The following is a 21,188-nucleotide window of genomic DNA, read 5'->3' as shown; positions in this document are numbered from 1 at the left end:
TCGGGACTCAACCCTTACGTGAGTTCAGCCCCGCGTGCCCGCCCTTCATCTGCCACACTACCGCCACGATATTGAGTGCCTTTCCGGGCTGGAAGCGGTTTCAATACAGGCGGAAGGCGAGATGCCGACGATAATCACAACGAACACGACTTGGGCAGCCGGCACTACAATAAGTTTGCAGAATGATGTGCAAATCGCGCCAGGTGTCACTTTGACCATTGAGGATGGTGTGACCGTCAACGGTGGGGGCATCCAAGTCTGGGGTAATCTCGATGTTAATGGGACGACGGGCAGTAATGTCGTTTTCAACAATGCCCACCTAACGTTCGGATCATCTCATAATCCGCCAGGGCGGATGGATATTGAAGGCGCGATTTTCAACGGGGGCAGTTTTCTTCCGCCGACTGGTAATGCCAGTTACGGGAGTTTTCAAGTCTCCAACTCAAATTTCAACTGGACCGAAGGTTTCTACATTTGGTATCCGACCTCTGCCAGCGGCTTCAAAGGTAACATCTTCAATAACTGCGAAGCACTAAGCATTGGCACGGATCGGCCAGAAGTCGTTATTGAGAATAATGCCTTCATCGACACGAGTGTCAGGGTGTGGGCTGCCTACGGCGGGGCAGACCGGGTGGCGGTGGTTCATAACACCTTTGATGTTGCGGGTGGAACTGCTCTGGAGTTGGAGGACGGCTATAGTTCGGCGGCGATCCGGGCAGTTGAGAACTACTTCGGCACCAACTCGTCTGAGTACATCGATCAAGTTATTCTGGACCGCAACGACTCGTTGGGCCGCGCGAGCGTCATCGAATATGCTCCTTTCCTAACTGCTCCTCACGCCGATACCCCCGTAATTAAAGTAAGAGAGAGACTAATCGGCAGCGACAGTGCTGATACTTTCTTCGGAGGTGCGGGAGGAGACTACTTGGACGGACTCGGCGACGACGACGTTCTTTCTGGCGGGCGGGACAACGACACCGCTTCGGGTGGCGAAGGGAACGACACCTTGGACGGAGGTTCGGGTAGGGACCTCCTGACAGGTGGCAATGGAGACGACACGCTTCTGGGCGGGGATGGAAATGATACGCTCGATGGTGGCGCGGGCGCAGATGTAATTGAAGGGGGTGCTGGTAACGATACCTACGTGGTCCAAAGCGGTGATGTACTGAAGGAAGCCGTGGGCGGTGGCACCGCTGACCTTGTCCGGTCGACCTCGGATTGGACGCTAGGAACTGAAACTGAGAGCCTCGAACTCACGGGCTCAGGTAACCTCACCGGCACTGGCAACGAACTTGGGAACCGTCTGAGCGGAAACGGGGGCGACAACATGCTCTCAGGGCTGGGCGGGGATGACACGCTCCTGGGCTGGGCGGGAAATGACACGCTGAACGGCGGTCCAGGTGCAGATCGCCTGGAGGGAGGTGCAGGTAACGACACCTACATCATGAGTGAGCCAGGCGACACAGTTATCGAGAAGGCGGCGGGCGGGACGGATCAGATCCGATCCACTACCGACGTTACGGCTCTGGCGGCCCAAGTGGAGAATCTCGTTCTGATAGGCTCGTCGGCCTTTCACGGAACGGGCAATGGTCTGGCGAACAACCTGACTGGGAGCAAGGGGGCCAACTCGCTGTCCGGGCTGGCAGGTGACGACGTCATCTTCGGCGCGGAGGGGAAGGATGTGCTGAATGGTGGCGCAGGCGTAGACCGCCTGACGGGGGGCTTGGGCAACGACGTGTTTGTGTTTGCAAGCCGGGCGGAGGCCGGGGACGTCCTCTCCGACTTCCACAACATCTCAGGCGACAACGACCGGCTGGAAATCCGCGCGGCAGCGTTCGGAGGCGGGCTCAAGGCGGGCGCACAGGTGCTCGCGTCCCAGTTCCAGATGGCCGACGACAACGTCCTGCGCGGGACGGCCGAGCGGGATGTGCGGTTCATCTGGGAGCAGGACGCCACCAAGCTCTGGTTCGACCAGAACGGCAGCCTTGCGGGCGGGCTCACGCTGGTGGCCGACCTTCAGGACGGGGCCAGCCTCAGCCGCAACGACCTAACCTTGGTCTAATGCAGGAGAGAGGAGCAGGCTGTGCGTCTGCTTCTGCCCCAGGCACCTGCCCCTGGCTAGAATGTGGATATGTCCTGCTTCTTTGGACGCGAACGGGCGTGTTTTGGCTGTTCCCGTCCCGGTAATTGGGACGGGGGGCGGCTGGAGCCGCCCGCCGTAAGCGCAGGCGTCCTTGTGGCCCTGTCAAAGCGATCCGGCTTGAGCGCGGCAGGGGGTCGGCCTAGCCTCGCCGGATGACCAAGCGCAGCCCCTTTCGCTACTTGCGCACCAGCCCCGAGGTGATCCGGCTGGCCGTGATGATGTGTGTCCGGTTCCCCCTCTCGTTACGCAATGTCGAGGGTCTTCTCCATGAGCGCGGCATCGAGGTCAGCCACGAGACGGTGCGGTTCTGGGGGCTGAGGTTTGGGCCCATGTTCGCGGCCGAGATCCGGAAGAGGCGGGTTGCCGGCCTGCGCTCCTCTCGTTGGCGCTGGCACTTTTCCGACGACGGGAGCGGGCCATGCTGCGGTTTCGATGCATGCAAAGCTTACAGAAGTTCGCTGCCGTCCCCTCCTCGGGGCACACCTACTTCGACGCCGATCGGATCCTCCCTAGCCGAGACACCTACACGCAGGCCCGCACCGCCGGCATTGATGAGCAGCAGGTTCCAGACAAGACGGCCTCTGGATGCATCTGGCACAGTAAGCTCTGGGACGTGCCTCATCGCAGCTAGTAGTTGACGAGTTTCGGAGATGGGCGCAAACTCGAAAGGATCGCTGGCTGAACGGCGAAGCGGTGTTCGGGTCTCGGTCATGGCCACTCGTGACGATGATCACCCACCAGATGGTCCGTGCTCCGGCACGCTCACCTTCATTCTACTCGTTTTCATCTTGGGGACGTTCGCCGGACTGGCATCGGCGCAGTGCTCGCAGGACCTCCCGACGTCAGCATCGCTGATCGCCGCCAGGGTCGCCGTCGCGAACGGGGACCCGGACGTGGCGCTGAGTCCTGGCGGCTGTATGCGGTATCAGCGTTCGTTCAATCTCCTGTTTCCGAGAGTGCCTGTCCTGACCAAGGAGGAGGTCAAGCTCGGAGGACAGACGGTCGTTGCGTGGGACCACGTGGCGCTCCCCACGGCTTGGCCCGGACCAGCACGCTCCTTCTCGACTGGCAGGCTCGACGCCGACCAGGATGGCTTCGACGAGTGGCGCGCCAGGATCGATCGCGAGGTCACGTCACCCGCCGTCATAGGAAGCCTCATTGCCCCGCGACGCGAGCGATCAACGATCAGCATATCGGAATACGACCCGGCAGCGCAGGTCTTGGCGACGCGCCGCACCTACATCTTTCCCGACGATGGCACCATGCAAGTCACTCTGGAGGAGGGTGCGGGGACGCTCAGCGTGGTGAGCCAATACAGCGCATCCTCGATCATCGAGGCGGGCCACACCTCATGGCCAGATCCTCTCGAGATCATCAACATCCAGCTCGTCAACCCGGTCCCTTGCCCGTCCAGTCTTACGACAGAGGTGATGAGCAGGCTGGTCGACGCAGCTGCAAACGGCGGAAGCTGCCTACGGTCGTCCGCAATGTATGCTGAGGCCGCCTCGCTTGCCCACACGGTGGCGAGCCGGGAGTTCCGAGTGGTTTGCGAGAACATGAATCCGAATCGGAAGGCTGGCATCCAGTACGACGCAGCCATCGATCCGCAGCGCCCGATCGTCATTTACATCGACCTGGCTGATTGGAACGTCGCGACCCCGAAGGGCCGCGAGTCGATCCTCTTTCATGAAATGCTCCACACCCTCGGCTGGGATCACATCGTCGGTTTCAAGACGCCACCGGTCCCAGATACGGCTTGGCGCGAGATGGATCGAGTAAGCGCCTGCAACAGCCTGTGTTACAACCCCAGTCCGACACGATGTGAGTGTGCCCAATGCCGAGGCTCGAACAATTGCGGGACCTGCGCGACATACCTGCCATGTGCCAGTGATAAACTTGGCGCGTATTGTCCATGTCAGGGTCACGAGCGTTGGTTCGAGTCCGCCACCGAGTGCCGCGAGACGTGCTCGTCCAACCTCGCCTGCCACGCAACTCAATGCGTTAACCAGCCGGCGAATGCCTGCAAACCGTGAGGCTGCTTCGTACTACAGCTGTGTTCATACGATGAGTGTGCCGCGTCCTCTCTCCTCGACGGGAATGCGGGTCATGGCTGTCACGGCATGACAGAGGCTTGTGCCGCAGATCGCCTGCTCAGGGTCGCACTCGCGGGCAGAATCGGAAAAGAACGGCTTTCGTTGGTATATCGAAGCAATCCTGGCAAAAGGCTTCAGCCAGCGCCCGGTGTGTGGAAAAGCCAAGCCAGCAACTGCCGGCGTCAGAAACCAGATCTTGGCACGCCAGGCTGGCTCACGGCCTAGTGATCCTCAGTTTTGTTTCTTGCTCGGAAACTACGGCCGGGTAACCTCAAGGGGCATGCAGGGGATGGCAAGTTACGTTTCCTAGATCGAGGATCCGTCCGCCTGCCGTGGAGCAGCTTGAGGGGTTTGGATGGTTACCGTTTACGTGAAGTTCGATATCCGGCATCACAGCCAGCTTGATCCGAACACAGGGGAATATCCGTTCCTCGACCATACCAAGCAAACGTTCTTGGGAAAGGAGTGGTCGGTGGGCTATGATCCCGGCTGGGAGGTCAATCCCTTCGGGACATGGCGGTTCCGCAATTCCGACGCAGGGGTCCCAGAGACAGTCGGCGTAGGCAGGGAGGTGCGGCTTCACTACTATATTGCCGAGTACGAGAGCTACACCTACGAGCTGCCCGCCGACTTCGGCAACGAGCCGATGCTCACCACCCGCCTCGACACGTATGGCGGCAACCCCGGATGGGACCTAGCCTGGAAGGATTACGACTGGGTTGCCATCGAGCTTCTCTCTGATCCCCTGTTCACCGAGGGAGGAGACCGGGTCAACTTCAACAGCCTGACCCCCAGCCAAAGAGATTCGGTCAGCAGCGGGGCCGATCTCTTCCACGCCCTGGACGGAAACGACGTGGTCACACTGCCGGACGCGATGCGGATCCCCGGGACCTCGCGGACCTGGGGGTCAGGAAACTTCTCGGCCGGCCAGGGACACGACAGGATCAATGGCGGCAAGCAGCCCGACGGGATCGACGGCGGGAAAGGCAACGACTTCCTCCACGGCGGGGGAAGCCACGATGCCCTTCACGGTGGGGACGGCAACGACACCCTGAACGGGGGTGCGGGTAACGACACCTTCTGGGGAGAGGCCGGCAACGACACCCTGGACGGAGGCACCAAGGGCACAGGCGGGACCGAGGCCGACCGTGACATCTACCATCTCGAGGGCCGCCGGTCCGACTGGACGTTCAAGGACGCCGAGGGCGGCTGGACCGAGATCACCCGTGACGGAGGCAAAGAGGTGGATCGGGTCCGCGACATGGAGCTCGTGAGGTTCGAGAAGAACTTCGCAGAATCCAACCGGACGGTGAACCTCCTGATGGAATCCGCCCTGGCGGCGGAGGGGGCCTACAAGGACAAGTTCCTGCCCGGCGGGACGCTGTGGACGCCCGTGCATGCCAATGAGATGGGTCTGGGCCGGCGGAGCGACGGGGCCGATCCCTCCCCCATCGCCTGGACGTTCGAGAATGGGGTCTATGCCGACAAGGACGGAACCGCCGTGGCCCATGTCGGCCAAGCCATGGTCAACGGCCACCACACCCTTATGGTGGCGATCCGTGGGACGAACACCGACTCGGTGGGGGGACTGACAAAGGACGCGATCACCGGGTGGGGACCGCAGGTGGACGACTTCCACTGGCCGGCCTTCGACGGTCTGCTGCGCGGCATCAAGACCATGCTGGGGGAGACCGACATCGACCGGGTTGTGTTCGCCGGCCACAGCCTGGGCGGCATCATCGCCCAGCTGTTCATGGATGAGTTCCCCGACAACTATCTGGGGGCGACCTACCGGGCCATCACCTTCGGCTCGCCCGGCGCCAACAGCACGGCCACCAAGGACAACCGGGTGCTCCATGTCGAGCACAGCCAGGACATCGTGGCCACCGCCGGCGAATTGGGCTGGCTCGCGGGCTTCCACAAATCGGGGGAGCGGATCACCGTTCCCGTGGACGACATCGCGACCGCGTGGGACAACGTCCCGCTCAACATCGGCGAGCATAACATGTCGCTCTACGCCAAGCACCTTCGAGATCTCCTGGAAGCGGATCCGCTGCCTCGCGTCCTCACGCAGACGACCTTCGAGGCGGGCCGGCACACCCATATGTTCGCGGGAACCGATAAACCCGACGGCTTCCGGGGCGATATCGGCGCCCATGATGAGCTCCTCTTCGGTCGGGGCGGGAGCGACACGGTCGAGGCGAATGGTGGTGACGACATCGTTTACGGGGGCAACGGCAACGACACGCTCTACGGGGGACGAGGGGATGACGTCCTGCGCGGGGGCGACGGCCGGGACCGCCTCGTCGGCGACGGTGGTCTCGATCACCTCTTCGGCGGCAAGGACAGGGATCAGGATGTCTTCGTGTTCGAGGACCGCTTCGACAGCCGCCCGGGCCCGACCCGCGACGTCCTGCACGAGTTCACCCGTGGCATTGACCGGATCGACCTCAGGCCCCTCGATGCCCGGCTCGACGTTGGGAGCAACGACGTCTTCGCCTGGTCGGGGCGAACGGCGGCGGCACATTCCGTCTGGTGGGAGGAGCGCGGGAACGGCGTGGTCCTTCGCGCCGACGTGACCGGCGACAATGCGGCTGACTTCGCGATCTACCTCAAGGGGGTCAGCGCCCTTGACCGGGGCGATGTCTGGCTCTGAGTCACAGGCGGGCGCAGAATGGCTCTGAGGGCAGTGTCAGGGGGATGCGGCTTGAGCGGGGCAGGGGGTCTGCGTAGTTTCTGTGGATGACCAAGCGCAGTCCCTTTCGCTACTTCCGCACTAGCCCTGAGATCATTCGGCTGGCTGTGATGATGTACGTCCGGTTTCCTCTGTCGCTCCGAAACGTGGAGGACCTGCTCCACGAGCGCGGCATCGAGGTGAGCCACGAGACGGTGCGTCATTGGTGGAACCGGTTCGGCCCGATGTTCGCGGCCGAGATCCGGCGGAAGAGGGTGGATGGCCTCAGAGCTTCGCGTTGGCGCTGGCACTTGGACGAGGTATTCGTGAGGATCAACGGCGTCCAGCACTATCTCTGGCGTGCGGTGGACCACGAAGGCGAGGTGCTGGATGCCTTCGTCTCCAATCGGCGGGACAAGAAGGCAGCGCTAAAGTTCCTGCGAAAGCTGATGAAGCGGCATGGCCGAGCCGAAGAGCTGGTGACAGATGGGCTGCGCTCCTACGGCGCCGCTCTCAAGGAGGTCGGAGCCGAGGACAAGCAGGTCACCGGTCGCTGGGAGAACAACCGGGTCGAGAACTCCCACCAGCCGTTCCGACGACGCGAGCGGGCGATGCTCCGGTTCCGCAGGATGCATACCTTACAAAAGTTCGCCGCGGTCCATTCCTCAGTTTGCAACCACTTCAGTTCGGATCGGAGCCTCTCAAAACGCAGCGTCTACAAGCAGGCACGTACCGCCGCTCTCGCCGAGTGGCGGCAGCTCTGCGCCGACTGAGGTCGGACGCATCTAGCCAAACAGAGACTGGTTCGCATCCGTCTGACACCACCCTTTGGCCGCAAGGTAGGCCGGGTGGCTGTGGGTCGCCTCGGCGATCGTGTGCTCGAGCTGGTGGAGGGCGAGGGCGTCCTGGAGCAGACGGTCCGTGCGGTTCTGCGCATGAGGCAGGAGGTGGTGGAGCGCATCGAGGAGCTGCACCGACTGGTTCTAGCAACTACGAAGGCGGATCCGGTCTGCCGGCGGCTGATGAGCGTGCCGGGTGTCGGCCCGCTGACGGCTCTGGCCTACCGCACCGCCGTGGAGGACCCCAGCCGGTTCCGGAAGTCCTCGCACCTCGGCGCCCACTTCGGGCTCACCCCGCGCAAGTACGCCTCGGGTGAGGTCGACCGGCACGGGCACATCACCCGATGCGGGGACCGGATGGCGCGCTCGCTCCTTTGCGAGGCCGCCATGGTGCTGCTGGCCCGGGTGCAGCGATGGAGTTGGCTCAAGCGCTGGGGCGTGCAGATAGCCCAGCGCCGTGGCGCCCGGCGCGCTCAGGTCGCGGTGGCCCGCCGCCTGGCGGTGATCCTGCACCGCATCTGGGTGGATGGCACCGAGTTCTGCGCCCGCCGCGAGGAGATCAGCAGGCTTTCTGTAGCCTGAGGCAGCAAGGAGGAGAGACGCTACCGACCAACAAGGATCCGCCGCGGCGGATGCGTCCGGCAGGACGCAGGGCCCGGTGACATCGTCGAACTCGTCGTCGCTTCCCGATCCTCAGGAGAAAGCACGCAAGCTCTGAGATTGATGCACCGACCCTGTCTGGCCCCATCATGTGGCGGCCCTGGCGCCGACCACGGAGCGAAGAGTGAAGCCTGCCCGGTCGAGTATCCGCCAAGTGGTGTTCCCGTCCAAAGGACTTGCCGCATGCAACCCGATTAGCGAAGACGAGTTCGCATTCGTCTGACAGCACTCCCGGAACTACATGCCTGGCTCCAACTGCCACAGACGGTCTAGCGTGCGCAGAAGATCAATTTGCGCGGAAACCTCGGGCGCCGGCATCCGGGCGGCAAGGTCCGCGAGGAAACCGTCGAGCAGTCTGCAAAGGTCCAGCCAGCGAACCAGGCGACGGAGGACGGGAGCGCGGGAGCGGCCGCCGAGTTCGCTGGATGTGCTCACCAGCTGCGACAATGCCGACGGCCAGAAACGCGCTGACCGGGAGATCTCCTCGACGGTGTCGATAACGGCGGTTGGAGGCAGGCGGAGGAGGCTCGCGACGATCGTGGCGTGCAGTTCAGGCGTCGTACCGCGCAACATGGCGGCGAGAGACCGGCGGCCCACGGGGTCGTCGTGGTTCACCGAGACCGACACTTGGACATCCCTGACATCGAAGACGTCGTCCAGCCTGTCGGAGAGCTCATCAAGAAGGTGAGGATTGGACGGGGCGCTTAGGACGAGCTCCACTATCGCAGGCAGGTTGGTTCCGGCACCGGAAGTGATCTTACGGACCACAGGATCCACGAGTGGCTCGGCAAGCAAGGGCAGCGCACTGGGCACGCCGACGGCAACGAAGCGCTCGTGGGCGAGCGCGTGGCGCAGACCCGGGATCGACGCAGCGAGGCGCAGCTCGCGAAGGTCATTCAGGCGCGCATAGGAGCGCCAGGGCGGAACGGACACATGGCGCAACTCGCGCGGGATGCTGGCCAGATGAAGGAGCGGAAGGAGATCGAATCTGGCTTCATAGAAGAAGGGTTCATCCGGCGCCGAAGCGCGCACGTCATGGTCAGGGTCTTCAAGCTTCTTTTCCTCCGCGAGCAGCTCGGTGATCAACGGCGTCTCCATGGCCTCGTGAAATGACGGCGGGCGCACTGCGAAGGCGAGCATGCTGCGCCAAAGCCAGGTCATCTCGAAGGGTGTGCTGAGACTGAGCGGGCGGGTCAGGTCCGGCCAGCGCGAGACATGGCGGATGGCCGTCCAGCCGAGCTCTGCCACGCGCCCGAAGTCGGATTCGAGAAAGGCGACCTCGACCGCGTCGTGGAGGGTGCGGTTGTTGAGCACGTCATAAGCATCGCTCGATACGTTCGACCATTCAAAGGCGATGGGAATGCGCGTGGGCTCCTTCGACCGCCCGGGCTGGTCCACCGGCAGGCTAACGGGTGCCGCCTGCACGCCCGGTCGGGCCTTCGTTCCGCCGAATGATCGCAGCGCCGCGCTCTCCTGACGCGCGAGCGCCTCGACCCGCCGCGGCTCCGGCAGAGCGGCGAGTTCTGCTGCCGATAGCGGCTCGGCCGGCCGCGCGGTGAACTTCAGAATCGCCTGGGAGACGAGTGGCATAACCGCCAAGTCACCGCCGGCAAGCGAAAGCACCGAGGCCGCGCGGGACGGATCGCCAAGAACGGCAACATCTTCAGGGTCCCCGCGCAAGGCACGCAGGTAGCCTGCCTCCTCTATGGCGCCTACCTCAAGGGGGCGATCCTCGAACCAGGCCACCGCGGCATCGAGCAAAGCGCGTATTGCGGGGTCTCGGCGGCTCAGCACCATCGGCAACATGACGCGGCGCACGTCCGGCCGATGACGAATGCTGCCGCGCTCGCCGGGCACCACCAGCCACACCTGCTCGCGCAGCGCCGTCAGCGCCGCCTTTGCCAGCCCCGGTCCTGACAGCGCAACCTTGGCTGCGAGGCCCACCACCTCGGCGAGCAGTGGTTCGGTCACCTCGCGAAGCAGTAGCCCGGACCGAGCGAGCTTGCGGATGTCGTCGTCCTTGAGGCCGGCGGGCAGATCCCTGATGCGGAGGCGATCGATGAAACGGGAATAGAGGGTTCTGGTCACCGTTTCCGGCAGCGCGCCTCGCAGCCCTTCCACCTCCAACTCGGCGAGGAGGGCAGCCCGGTCCGTCGGCCTCAAGCCCGTGATGTGCTGCTGCACCATGAGCAAGTGGAGGGGATGTCCTCCCACTGCCGCGATGATGCGCGCCCGGCTCCTGGCCTCGAGGCTGGCATCGCGGCCGGTGAGCATCGCGTCTGCCGCGTCGTCGTCGAGATCCGGAAGGTCGAGTACGGCGGCAAACCATTGGGCGAGCGTCGCGCGGTCGACCGGGGGGGCGGTCCGGCCCGAGGCCAGCAGGCGCACGGCAGAGAAGGGACCGGCTGGCGGAACCGAGATGTCCCGCAGCGCCCGGACCCAGTCCAGAAGCTGGCTGAAACGCGTGTCCTGAGGCGCGTGCTCGAACTGCTCGAGGCTGTCGCGCGCCGTGATCTCCTCGATCGTATCGGCAACGATGGCGATCGGCCCCAAGGGAATACCCGAGAGTGCCTTCCACGCATCCTCGACCAAGGCGGCCGCATCCGACTCTGCCGAAGACGCCACCGAGGCGGCACTCCGACCGAGGCGGCGGCGGGAGTGCTCCGCGCGCACGCGGGATAGGAGAGGTTCGGCGTCGGCCCATTGCGATCCGATCTGACGGGTGAGTTCCTCGGCCCATGCGACGACGCTGCCCCGCATCAGGGTGAGTTGGTCGAAGTCGAAGTGGACAGCGTAGGTCTTCGGCGTATCGCTCCGGAGCGTCTGCAGGACGTCGGCAAGGAAGGCCGACTTGCCGATGCCGGGCGATCCCGTCAGCAGCAGGCGTCCGTCAACGGGGTCGCCGATCTGCTGAAAAGGCGCTCTTACCAGCCCGTGCCGGAGGAAGTCCAACAGGGCCGTCCGTTCCTCGACCCGGCCGACGAGCGGGCGAGGCAACACCGCTTTCATGCGCGCCGCCTGCGATTCCGCAGCAACGCGGCGATAAAGGGCCTGCTCGAAGGCCTTGATCGCATCGCGCCGGGGATCAAGGACCATGCTCCCGGCAAAGATGGCTGCGCTGATCGCCTCGCGCAGGTCCGCCGCGGACACCTCCTGAACGACTGGCAGCGGCCCCGAACTCAGGCAGCGCTGCAGTATCGTCGCGAAGACGTCGTGGCGCAGCGGCGGGCGTTGCCGGTAGAGCCGGGCGACGAACTCTGGGCGTTCGGCCAACGCAGCAAGTTCCCGCCCGCGCTCGGCGCTGCGCATCATCCACATCTGCGCCCCGTTCGCCGTCACTTCCTCGCACAGCGGCGCCAGTTCGGCGAGAGCGCTGGACCATTCCGTGTCGCTCACGACGGTTGCTCTGCCGCCTGCGGCGCCAACCTGGCGCCGGGACCGACGCTCGGACCGGTCGCGATATCTGAAGCGCGCTGGCCTGAAGGGCCCACTCAGGGCGGCGTGTGCAATCAGCCTCCCGCGAAGGTCATCCACCGCCGTTCTCCCCCCGGAACGCGCGGCGGGCGTGCTGGGCGAGCAGCCTTGCGATCTCCTCGGTCAGGTGCGACGTTTTCGGCCCGCTCCGCTCGGTGGCCACGTAGGTGATGAGACGTCCAAGCCGTGGGCCTATCTGGGACGGCCATTCACGGTTGCCGAGGTGGGCCTGCACCCAGGCGATGAGCTCAGCTTCGTTCGGCGGTTGGTCGAGCCGCTCCATGAGCAGGACGCCAGCTTCCTTGAGGTCGGCGAGGCCCTCAAGTTCGCGTGGGAGGCCGACAAGCACGATGCGCAGCCGCGGTTCCAGCGCCGCCCGCCGGTAGAGCGCGATCAGGAAGCTAGCGGCGCCCCACTGGGTGCCGATCGGTTGGGCGTCGATGTCGTCGATCATCAGCCACAGTGTCTTGCCTAGCACGGCGCCGATCATCGTCCTCACTGTCGCCTCCACCAGCACAGCGAGGTCGGCGTCGAGCGTCGTCTGGCCGGAGGGCGGCGGCAGATGGGCGACGAGCCCCGGGTCGATGGTCTGCACCAGGCGCTGTGCCGTCAAGAATGGGTCGGGATCGATCCGGGCGGCGCTGATGTCGACGAGATGGTGGTCAGTTGCGGGCAGGCATGCTTCAAGGATGATCCGTGTGAAGGTTCGGCCGAGGCGCCCGACGCGGTGGCCAGCCTCGTCGGGCGGCGACACGATGGCGAGAATGCGCACATCGCCGCGCTGGCTACGGAAGATCAGCCGCTGCAAGGCATTGCGGCCGATGATCGGGATCCCTTGTCCCGGATGCCAGCCGATGTCAGGAGGAACGTCGAGCAGCGCCTGGGTGAGGTAGGAGGCGGCTTGGGCCGCGATAAGCGACAGCGGGATCCCGCGGTTCGGCACGGTCGCGTCCGGGGTGTCGTAGCCCGCGTCGTGGATCGCGACCGGCGCCTTGGTGGCATTGTCGAGTACGAGGCCCCCCGAAGAGCCCGGCAGGGTGTTCAGCATGTAGTGGATACGCGGCGGAACTGCGTCGGCTGGCAGTTCCTCGTAGCCAAGGCCAGCGGGTGCAGGAACCCGGTTGCCGGGAAGCACCTTCATCGGCTGGCGGCTCGGGAACTGCCAAACCTCCACCAATCCACCCTCGGCCGGCGGAGGCTGGACCGCCGTGAGGTCGTACCAACCGCGCGCGTAGCCGGGCAGGCCCTCGAGCTCGATCACGGCATAGTCAAGCGCGTCCCGCAGCGCCTCCGGGGACGCCGCCGCGTCCTTCGGCGCAGGGCTGGAGGTGCGCAGCCAGCTTCGGACGCAACTGAACACCTCCGGTCCGTCGAGAGGGGAGGCGCCGTGATGGTAATCGAAGCGAGCCCCGGGGCGGTCGACCTCATTGTTCACCAGGCTGCTGATCACGTGGTAGTTGGTCATCACGAGATGCGGACCGATGAGGAAGCCGGAGCCGAGCCCCTGGTGGTCGTTGGCTGAACTCATGCAGACGATCTGGCAACTGCGGCGCGAGGCACCAATGGTGCCCGCCTCGACGGTCTTCGCGTCGACAAACCGCTGCGTGCGGTTGACAATGGATTGCAGCTCGGCTCGCAGGACCGGGCGAGCACCTGCGGAGAGTTCGGCGAATTTGTCGAAGACGAAGCTCACCAGCCAGCCGGCTTCGTTGGCGAGAAGTAGCGCGGCCGCGAAATCGCGCTCGTCCTTCGCCCTTCCCGGGCGCATCCACTCCCTTTGGTTCTCCTCCTCTGCGATCTGGATGAACCGCTTGGATTTCCAACTGGCTGCGAACACATCGTAGGCTGCGGTAAACCCGGCACGGGGAAGACGGATCTCCCGCGCGAGCGGGGGGATCCGGTGGGGTTCGACCTGAAGCATCGCGCCTCCCTGTCAGACCCAGGTTGCGTCGGCGATTGGCCCCTCCGGGCTCGTGTCAACCTTGGCGAGGACATGGGCCTTGTTGGCCGTGAGCGGGGCGCCGGAAAAGTGAAGGCCGGCCACCGCAGGGTTGGCGGTGATCTGGATCATTGCGGAGCCGGAGCTGCCGCCGAGGGTTGTGCTGTCGTGGGCGACAACCCACAACCGGGTGTCCTGTGCAAGGCCGCCCGGAAGCTCGACGATCCGGCCGGGACTGACGTACTTCCGCCCGTAATCAGTGCCGAAGACTTGGCGCAGGCGCTTCGCGATCTCCAAGGAGACCAGTCCTGTCTTCGGGTCGACCATCGCGGACGTGCCGGGCGGGGCGGGGAAGCCGATGACCATGACATCGGCCTGAGGCTCGATCCGGCGCGCGAGCGGCAGAGGCCTGCGGATGGCGTCGACGCCGGTGCTCCCGTCCGACATGCCTAGGATCGCCAAGTCGAGATGCTCGAGGAACTCGATATTGCGGATCGGGTCCCTGCCAGCGTCCAGAACCCGGGTCAGGGGGAAGCGGGCCGTGCCATCGGCGGCGTCAGAGAAGTCGATCGCTACATCCCCACGCCCGAAGGACCACTCGGATCCTCCGGGGCCGAATATCTCGTCGCAGCAGGCTTCGAGCACATGGCGATTGGTCATCACTCGGCCCGGTCCAATCAGGAAGCCAGTGCCGATATGCTGCCCATCGAGGTCGATACGGCCCACCGCGGCGGACAAGCGAGGCAGGTCCACGATCAGGCTGAGGAGCCCGCCCCACTCGCCGAACAGCGGATCGTCCGGCGCGATCGTGCCATCCACGACCCGATAAGCGGGGCGGTCATTGATCCGCACGAGTGCCTCGAGAGCCACGCGCTGGTTGATGTCGAGACCGGTGATGTCGTCGTTGGCGACCCTGTCGATGACGCCGCTCGCCGCCTCGATCACGACGCGCTGGGCCGCCTGGTCTCCGGGGACGCGGTCGAAGGCCGCGGCGGCGCGGGCGAGGAGCCGATCCTTTCCGGTCCCCTTGAGCCGCTCGCGCGCCTCGGACGGGCTGATGGCTGTGCTCGACTCGGCTCCCTGGGAGTTGGTGGCCGCGAGCTTTCGCGCGAAGGTCAGGGCGGGGGCGGGGCCTGCGGTTGGGGGTTCCATCTCAGGAAGCGCCGAGGCCTGAGCCGCCGCGAGGCCCGCGGCCACTTCCGCTGGCATCCGCGCTTGCATCCCAGGACTGGGACGAGGCTTGGCCGCGCTTTCCATCGGCACGCCTGTTGCGCGGTTCTCGCGCATCCAAGCATCATTGAGCAGGAACATCGCCTCGGCCCCAACTCGGTTCCAGTCACCGGCGCCAGCGGCAATCTGGTCCCGGGCGCTGCTGATCGCCGCCGCGATGGCGTCCTCCCCTGGCCCAGATGCGCTTTCCGGCGCCGCCGCGGCCGGGATCGCAGGAAGACGCAGCGAAAGGAGGCGCTCGGCGTCGACGATCCCGGCGCCGAACCTTTGCGCGTCCCAAGCGCCAATGGTGGGCGGACGCGCCGTGGCCTTTAGAGCCGCACGGAAGAGGTCGTTGACGGTGATCCCCCTCCGCATGGCCTCGCCGCGGATCGCGTCACGTCCGAAGTGGGACACCCAGAGCGCCGCCACCCCAGCGGTCAGCGCTGTGGCAAAGGAGGTGCCCTGGCTCGGCTTGATGCGGTTGGTCGCCCCGTCGTCGTCGGGACGACGCACGGCGACGTAGACGTTCTCGGCCGGTGCGCTTACGTCGATCCTGCGGCCGCGGCTCGATCCCTTCCAGGGCTGGTCGAATCGATTCACCCCGGCCATCGCGATGCAGTTCGGATCGGACGCCGGATAGACGACGACAGGCTGCACGCAGTTGCCACCGGCTGCCACGATGATGATTCCGGCATTCGCTGCCTTGGACAGTGCCTTTCCAATAGCCGGCGAGTAGAACCCGCCGCCAAGACTCAATGAGATCACGTCGGCGTTGATGCTGACGGCGTGAACGATCGCCTTCGCAACGGGCGTCGGGTCGAGGCCAAGAATGACCGAGTTGACACAGCGCACAGGTGCAACCTTCGCCCCGGGAGCCGAGCCGAACACCCCGCCCGCCGCCCGGCTTGCGACCACGCTCGCCGTTGAGGTGCCGTGCCCTGGATTCTGCATCGAGCTCTGCAAGGGGTCGGCGGGGTCGGCAGAGCCGTCGAGCACGTTGAAGGCCTTGGACAGGTCGAGCGCTTGGTTCAATTCCTGATGGAGTGCGACGCCGGTATCTGGCTGAGCGACGACCGCGCCGGTCCCCATGCTTCTTGCCCAGGCCTGCGGGGCCCGGATCGCCTTGACCGCCCAGTCGCGGTCGACGCTTGTGTCCTCGGAGACCCAGCAGGTGGCCGAGAGGAACAGGTCGCCGACACTCTCCGGCCGGTCCGGGTCCTCGGGAGCGGCGATGAACGTGACGCCGACGTCAGGCACAGCCGAAACCAGTTGCAGTGGGCCGACCAGCGCATCGGCGGCCGCGTAGAGCGTGTCGGGCGCGATACGCCGCTCGACGCCCGGGAATTGCAGCACCAGAAACTCGGGCAGCAACGCATCGAGTGGCTGCAGATCGAAGTTCGTCCCGCCGAGTAGCGCCTCGAGCTTCGCGCGCTCCACCGCGAGGTCCGGCGTGGCCGGGTACTCAAGCGAGATCCGCAAGAGGTCTGGGGGAAGGCCTGTCACGGGGGCGGGCGCAGCAAGTCGGACGGCAGATCTCAGAATATCAAGGGACAGGATCCGTCTCCTGGCAATCTGGACAAGTTGCTGCGGCTCTTTACTTCAGCGCTAACGTGACCTTCGGTTTCAGGCGCCATGCGGGTCAGCTCAAGCGGCCATTGTATTCGCCAGAGCCGCATTCGCTCGGCAGTCAAATGGCCCGAGTTTTCTCACGCCGATCAGCCGGTAGATACCCGCCTGACGTTACAGTTCTACAAGATCCTTACCTGCGCGTCGAGACCGTCTGCAGCGGTTCCAAGAGTACGTCCTTCGACGTGGCCCAGCGGCTCTGACTCTCCAAGCGAGGCTGAGGCGGATGCGTTCGGCACATCCTTGTTGACCAGTTTAGCCAAAAACGCCTGTCCACACAATAATTATCCGAATCCGGAAGCGTCCCGGTTGGCAGTGAGTGCTGCTGAATTCGTTGGGCAGTTCTGCGGATGTCGTCATCTAATGGGCGTGGGGGAGTGGCTTCTCCTCTGGTAATGGAGATGCCGCTGACCGGCTAAAGCCGATGCTCAGATCGCAGCGCCAGCGTCGACGTCAACCCGCTGGCCGGGGCCCAATCCATTAGAGCCGCCTTGGCAGGCTCGGGGCCTGGTCGGACGACAGGTCTCCTGACGCTTCTATTGGCCATGATCTAGCGAGCCTGATCGCATTCCCGGTGAAGGGCAGGGCGGAAGGGCGCTGCATCAGCTAAAGGATCGACAGCATCTTCGGGTAGGACGTCGGAGAGGCTCGTGAGGGCCCTCGCGGCCAGGGCGCGAGAGCCCGGCCCGGTTCGGGTGGCTGCCTACACGGGACTGCACGGAACGGGGCGGCGCGCACTGGTCGTATGGGCAGGCCACTATAAGGCGTGCCCAACGGGAGATCGCGTCGGTCGCGGACGGGCCATCGAACATCCTCGATGGGGCCGACCCTTTAGTTCAGGATGCGCTAATCTGGATTGAGGGTCTCGTTCCAACCAGCCTCTCGGGGCGTCGCACGGCACATACCCTACGTGTGGGCTCAGGTAACCCCGGCGGACACGTCGGCGCGCGGGACTGACGTGACTCTGCGCGGATCAAATCGCTCGGCAGTCGCATGAAGGCGCGGATGGTGGTCGGCGAGGTGGAGGATGGCCGGCACTCCACCTCCTGACCTGTCGGCCGCTGGGCGACCCCGAGCGGATGCGGGCGGCCGCATAGCAAAGGCTGCTGGCCTGAAACAGGTGAACCGGCAATTGCAGATCAAGCAGTCGACGGACTGGCTGACGCAGGTCATTGGCCCGTCGGACGACCCCATTCGTAGACCCTCCGGAGTCCTGTAGGACCTCAGCGCGCGCCCTACTTCGCCTGTGCCCCGAGTGAGGCGCTTAACCCGGAGCGCCTGGGTGTAAGCCGCATGGGGGCCGGCGCTGCGCGGACGTTCCGCCGCTCATTGGGCTGCGGAAGGCGCGTCGTTGGGTCCAGAAGCAACTGTTGCCGCGTCCGGCGCTTGGTCGTCGGGGCTGAGTGGGACCCCGGCCGGGATCTGGTTGATCCGGAACAGCGTCTCCAGGAACCGGGACATCGCCTGTCCCTCGAAATTTCCATGGAAGCGTCCGGTGACCGTATCGTGGTGGAAGACCTCATAGAGCGCACGCACGAAGGCCTGCCGAAAGCCGCGCGTCTTCCCTGAGACGACGAAGGCATATGGCTCGTAGCTCAGCGGACGGGGCGCGATCGCGCCCTCGAACTTACAGCCGCGTGGCCCGTCGCGGTAGATCTCGATCACGCTCCTCAGGATATCCTGATCACCGAAGTAGAAACTCAGATGGCCCTCGCAGAATGCCCGGCCGGCGTCCCAGTGTGTCGGGAACTCGACGGGGCAGGTCTCGGCGCTCACCTTCACGGCCCCCGCGCGCAGTGCGGCGGCGAGCACCTCCCCGCCGGTCGTCCCCCTCACGAAGCCTGCGCCGAACCGCTTGGGCGCGGGATCCCCGCCTGGTGGCAGAGGATCGGACCCGGGCGTAACGTCCCCGGCAGGATCTTCCTGATCGGATGCAGGCTCGGGCCGGACGCAGCCATCCACATTGAGGGAGCCGTCTTGCCACGAGTCGTCCCAGGCGGTTGCGGCAGACTGCTCAAGAACGGCGCCATTCGCCACGAAGACGATCTGGGTGAATTCGAGGCCGCGCTCCTCCGGCAGCGCGGCGAAGTCGCGCATCCGTGCGAGCGAGATCGTGGTTGGGTCGCAGAGGAGGTCTAGGTCCGGTCCCTCGCCGCGGAAGAACGCCTCGCGAGCCGCGGGGGTGATCGGCGTCTGCGTCGCCGGATAGCCCGCCCGCGTCACAGCATCCACGCAGAGATCGACGAGAAAGCCAAGATAGCTGTCGTTCGCTTCATCCCGCCAAGCGAATGGGGGTGTGTCGATCCGCACGCCCATTACGATCGGGCTTGCCTCCTCCGCGCGAACAGGGATGGAAACCCAGCCGATGAGGGCAAGAAGCGCCAGCAGGAGAATGGATGGCATCGCGTCACTCCGCTGGCTGGAGGGCGCCGTCGCCGCTGCGCGGCTCTTTGGCGCGAGCAAATTCGACCCTGAGCGTGGCGCGCACGAAAATGGCGGCGGCAAGTCCGATCAGCCCTGCGACAATGCCCGCCGCGAGCGCCCGACCGAGCACCGCTACGCTGAGAAGGCTGAAGTCGGTCGCGCTCCCCGCCGCGACCTGTGAGACCAGCAGTCGGGAAACGGCACCGAGCACAAACATCACTGCGCCGATGAAGTAAGGAAGGCGAGGCAGCCAGACCTCGCCGCGCGCGCCGCCGCGCCAGGCGTCGATGAGCAGCAACAGGCTGATCCCGAGAGCCGGGCCAAGCACGATGCGTGGACCCTCATAGGCGATCGCATAGAACAGGACGCCGCTCCAATTGGCGAGGACCTTCTCCAAGCCGACGGTCGCAATGGTCGCGTATATGTTGTAGCCGACCACACACACCGCGGCTGCTAGCCCCGACATGACGAAGACGCCGGCGAGTTGCGGCAGCCAGCGCACCCAATGATCGGTGAACGGGTTGGGCCAGGCGCCCGACTGATAGGCGCTCTGCTGCCAGCTGATTGCGACAAGGAGCGCGAGGGCGTAGGTGAGCATCGCCGACATGGCCAAAAGGAAGCCGAGCGCCAGTGGGTTGCCCCCCGCGAGCGATGGCCCGGTCGCTGACGCACTTTCGGGGCGGCCGAGCACGCCGTACAGGAAGGCGACAAGGAGAACCGCTGCCGTGGCGCGGACCCAGACCACGATGCCGACGTTTTCACGGTCAACATACCGGGCCGCGTCACTGAGAAGGCGGATGAGCCGCCGTTCCGCCTCCGCCTTCTGTCGGGCGCCGTCAGGGGCCCCGGCGTCGGGCTCGGCGCCCCAGCCGAGCCGCTCTGCATCGTCGTCCGTGGGAAGGACGCCATGCTCGACATACAGCATAACCAGCATGCAGAGGTCAGTGCAGAGCTGCGCGGCTTCCTTCGTCGCGGCTTCCCAAGCAGCCCTGAGGTTCTCGGGCTCGATCGCGGCCCCCGCCCCATGGGCTGCCTCGAAGCCGGAAAGGGTGTCGAGCGTGAAGACGAGCCGGTTGATGCTGTGGGTGAGCTCGCCTTCGAGTTGCGCCAAATTCTCGCGTGCGACGCTGTCACCGAGCGAGAGCCGCTCCTGAAGCACCCAAGCGCGTATAGCGAAAACCTTCGTCATGTCCTCGCGAAAGTCTGCGGCCTCCGAGAGACCAGCCTCTGCCGCGCGCAACGGATAGGTCTCAAGGCGCTGCCAGTCCCGGGGCGGGATCAGGAGCCCGGCTGTTCCGACATTCATCGGCTTCATTCGCAGGCGCCGACCGCCGCGGACAAGGCGCGTCGGAATCCCCGATAGGCGATGCGCACCGAAGCGGATCTTCTCTTCGAAGCGCTGAAGAATCGGCACGCTTGGCGCAAGACCCACGATGACAAGGCTGACAAAGAGCGGCACCGCTGGGTTGCCGCTAACGCCCGATCTTGTCCCTTGGCGCCCCAGGACCTGTGGCTGCGCCACGACCGCTTCCGGATCATAACCGCTGACGGCAGCCTCGCCGGCGGCCCGGCTAAGCAGCGGCAACTCGCTCGCCCCGATCTCGGGGGGGCTCCCAAGTCCGGGCAACTGGAGGCCAAGCGCCGGCGCGAGTAGCGAGCCATAGGCACAGAGCGTCGCGTAGACGACGAGGAGGATGCCGGCGTAGAACGAATAAGCCCGCCAGTAGACGGTGCGCCGCCGCATCCGTGACGGCGTCAGCAGTTCCACGAGCCGGGTCAACTCGCGCGACGTCTCGTAGGAGGGTCGGTTGAACTGATCCCAGGCAAAAACGACTACAATTACCGCTCCGAAGAGCAGGGCCACGGCGTAATCGTGCATGTGTGCCTACCGTCGTCCCGTGCTGGGCGCTAAGGGATTAGGTGCAGGTCTGGACCGCCGGATTGCAGGGTGCCTGCTGCGCCCCGGCATCAACGGGGAGCAAGGCCGCCGCCAGCGCAAACATAAGCGCCAAGCAAAGGCCTGCCCGAACTAGAAGGGAAGAGGCCATGATGTCGATCCTCCGAAAGATTCGTTGATCGCAGTGATTATAGAGTATCACAATCT

At 65.0% G+C, this 21,188-nt stretch carries 10 protein-coding genes and 1 pseudogene; 6 read left to right on the top strand and 5 right to left on the bottom strand.

Going from position 1 to position 21,188, the window contains the following annotated elements:
* Window positions 1-121 precede the first annotated feature (121 nt).
* The 6 genes and pseudogenes from J3P31_RS21730 to J3P31_RS02900 all read left to right on the top strand — a co-directional run bounded on the left by J3P31_RS21730 (window position 122) and on the right by J3P31_RS02900 (window position 8,331).
* Window positions 122-2,062, top strand: a complete 1,941-nt coding sequence (locus tag J3P31_RS21730; protein ID WP_210526917.1) for a calcium-binding protein — start codon at window positions 122-124, stop codon at window positions 2,060-2,062.
* A 233-nt stretch (window positions 2,063-2,295) separates the two neighbouring features.
* Window positions 2,296-2,774 (top strand): annotated as a pseudogene (locus tag J3P31_RS21235) (hypothetical protein).
* A gap of 79 nt (window positions 2,775-2,853) precedes the next feature.
* Window positions 2,854-4,176, top strand: coding sequence for a hypothetical protein (locus J3P31_RS02915; protein ID WP_210526916.1), 1,323 nt, complete (start codon window positions 2,854-2,856; stop codon window positions 4,174-4,176).
* A gap of 415 nt (window positions 4,177-4,591) precedes the next feature.
* On the top strand, window positions 4,592-6,892 hold the full coding sequence (locus J3P31_RS21725) for a M10 family metallopeptidase C-terminal domain-containing protein (protein ID WP_210526915.1): 2,301 nt from the start codon (window positions 4,592-4,594) through the stop codon (window positions 6,890-6,892).
* A gap of 86 nt (window positions 6,893-6,978) precedes the next feature.
* Entirely contained in the window at window positions 6,979-7,683 is a 705-nt protein-coding gene (locus tag J3P31_RS02905) for an IS6 family transposase (RefSeq protein ID WP_210526914.1), read from the top strand.
* Between the two features lie 27 nt (window positions 7,684-7,710).
* Window positions 7,711-8,331, top strand: coding sequence for an IS110 family RNA-guided transposase (locus J3P31_RS02900; protein WP_368373017.1), 621 nt, complete (start codon window positions 7,711-7,713; stop codon window positions 8,329-8,331).
* Window positions 8,332-8,646: 315 nt separating this feature from the next.
* Here J3P31_RS02900 and J3P31_RS02895 read toward each other — a convergent pair whose 3' ends face one another.
* From J3P31_RS02895 to J3P31_RS02875, 5 genes are all read right to left on the bottom strand, one after another.
* Window positions 8,647-11,805: a thioesterase domain-containing protein gene (locus J3P31_RS02895; RefSeq protein ID WP_210526912.1), complete on the bottom strand. Its 3,159-nt coding sequence runs from the start codon at window positions 11,803-11,805 to the stop codon at window positions 8,647-8,649.
* A gap of 130 nt (window positions 11,806-11,935) precedes the next feature.
* Window positions 11,936-13,804, bottom strand: a complete 1,869-nt coding sequence (locus J3P31_RS02890; RefSeq protein WP_210526911.1) for a trypsin-like serine peptidase — start codon at window positions 13,802-13,804, stop codon at window positions 11,936-11,938.
* Between the two features lie 12 nt (window positions 13,805-13,816).
* Window positions 13,817-16,513 carry a S8 family serine peptidase gene (locus tag J3P31_RS02885; protein ID WP_210526910.1) on the bottom strand — a complete coding sequence of 899 codons (2,697 nt, stop codon included), beginning with the start codon at window positions 16,511-16,513 and terminating at the stop codon, window positions 13,817-13,819.
* 1,473 nt (window positions 16,514-17,986) lie between these two features.
* The gene (locus J3P31_RS02880) at window positions 17,987-18,976 is read right to left on the bottom strand and encodes a type 2 periplasmic-binding domain-containing protein (RefSeq protein WP_210526909.1); all 990 of its coding nucleotides are present in this window, start codon (window positions 18,974-18,976) and stop codon (window positions 17,987-17,989) included.
* A 91-nt stretch (window positions 18,977-19,067) separates the two neighbouring features.
* On the bottom strand, window positions 19,068-20,963 hold the full coding sequence (locus J3P31_RS02875; RefSeq protein ID WP_210526908.1) for a hypothetical protein: 1,896 nt from the start codon (window positions 20,961-20,963) through the stop codon (window positions 19,068-19,070).
* Window positions 20,964-21,188 lie beyond the last annotated feature (225 nt).

It is taken from the genome of Rubellimicrobium arenae (genome assembly GCF_017916275.1).
In the GTDB taxonomy this organism is placed as follows: domain Bacteria; phylum Pseudomonadota; class Alphaproteobacteria; order Rhodobacterales; family Rhodobacteraceae; genus Rubellimicrobium; species Rubellimicrobium arenae.
This window is presented reverse-complemented; position numbering and strand designations above follow the sequence as displayed.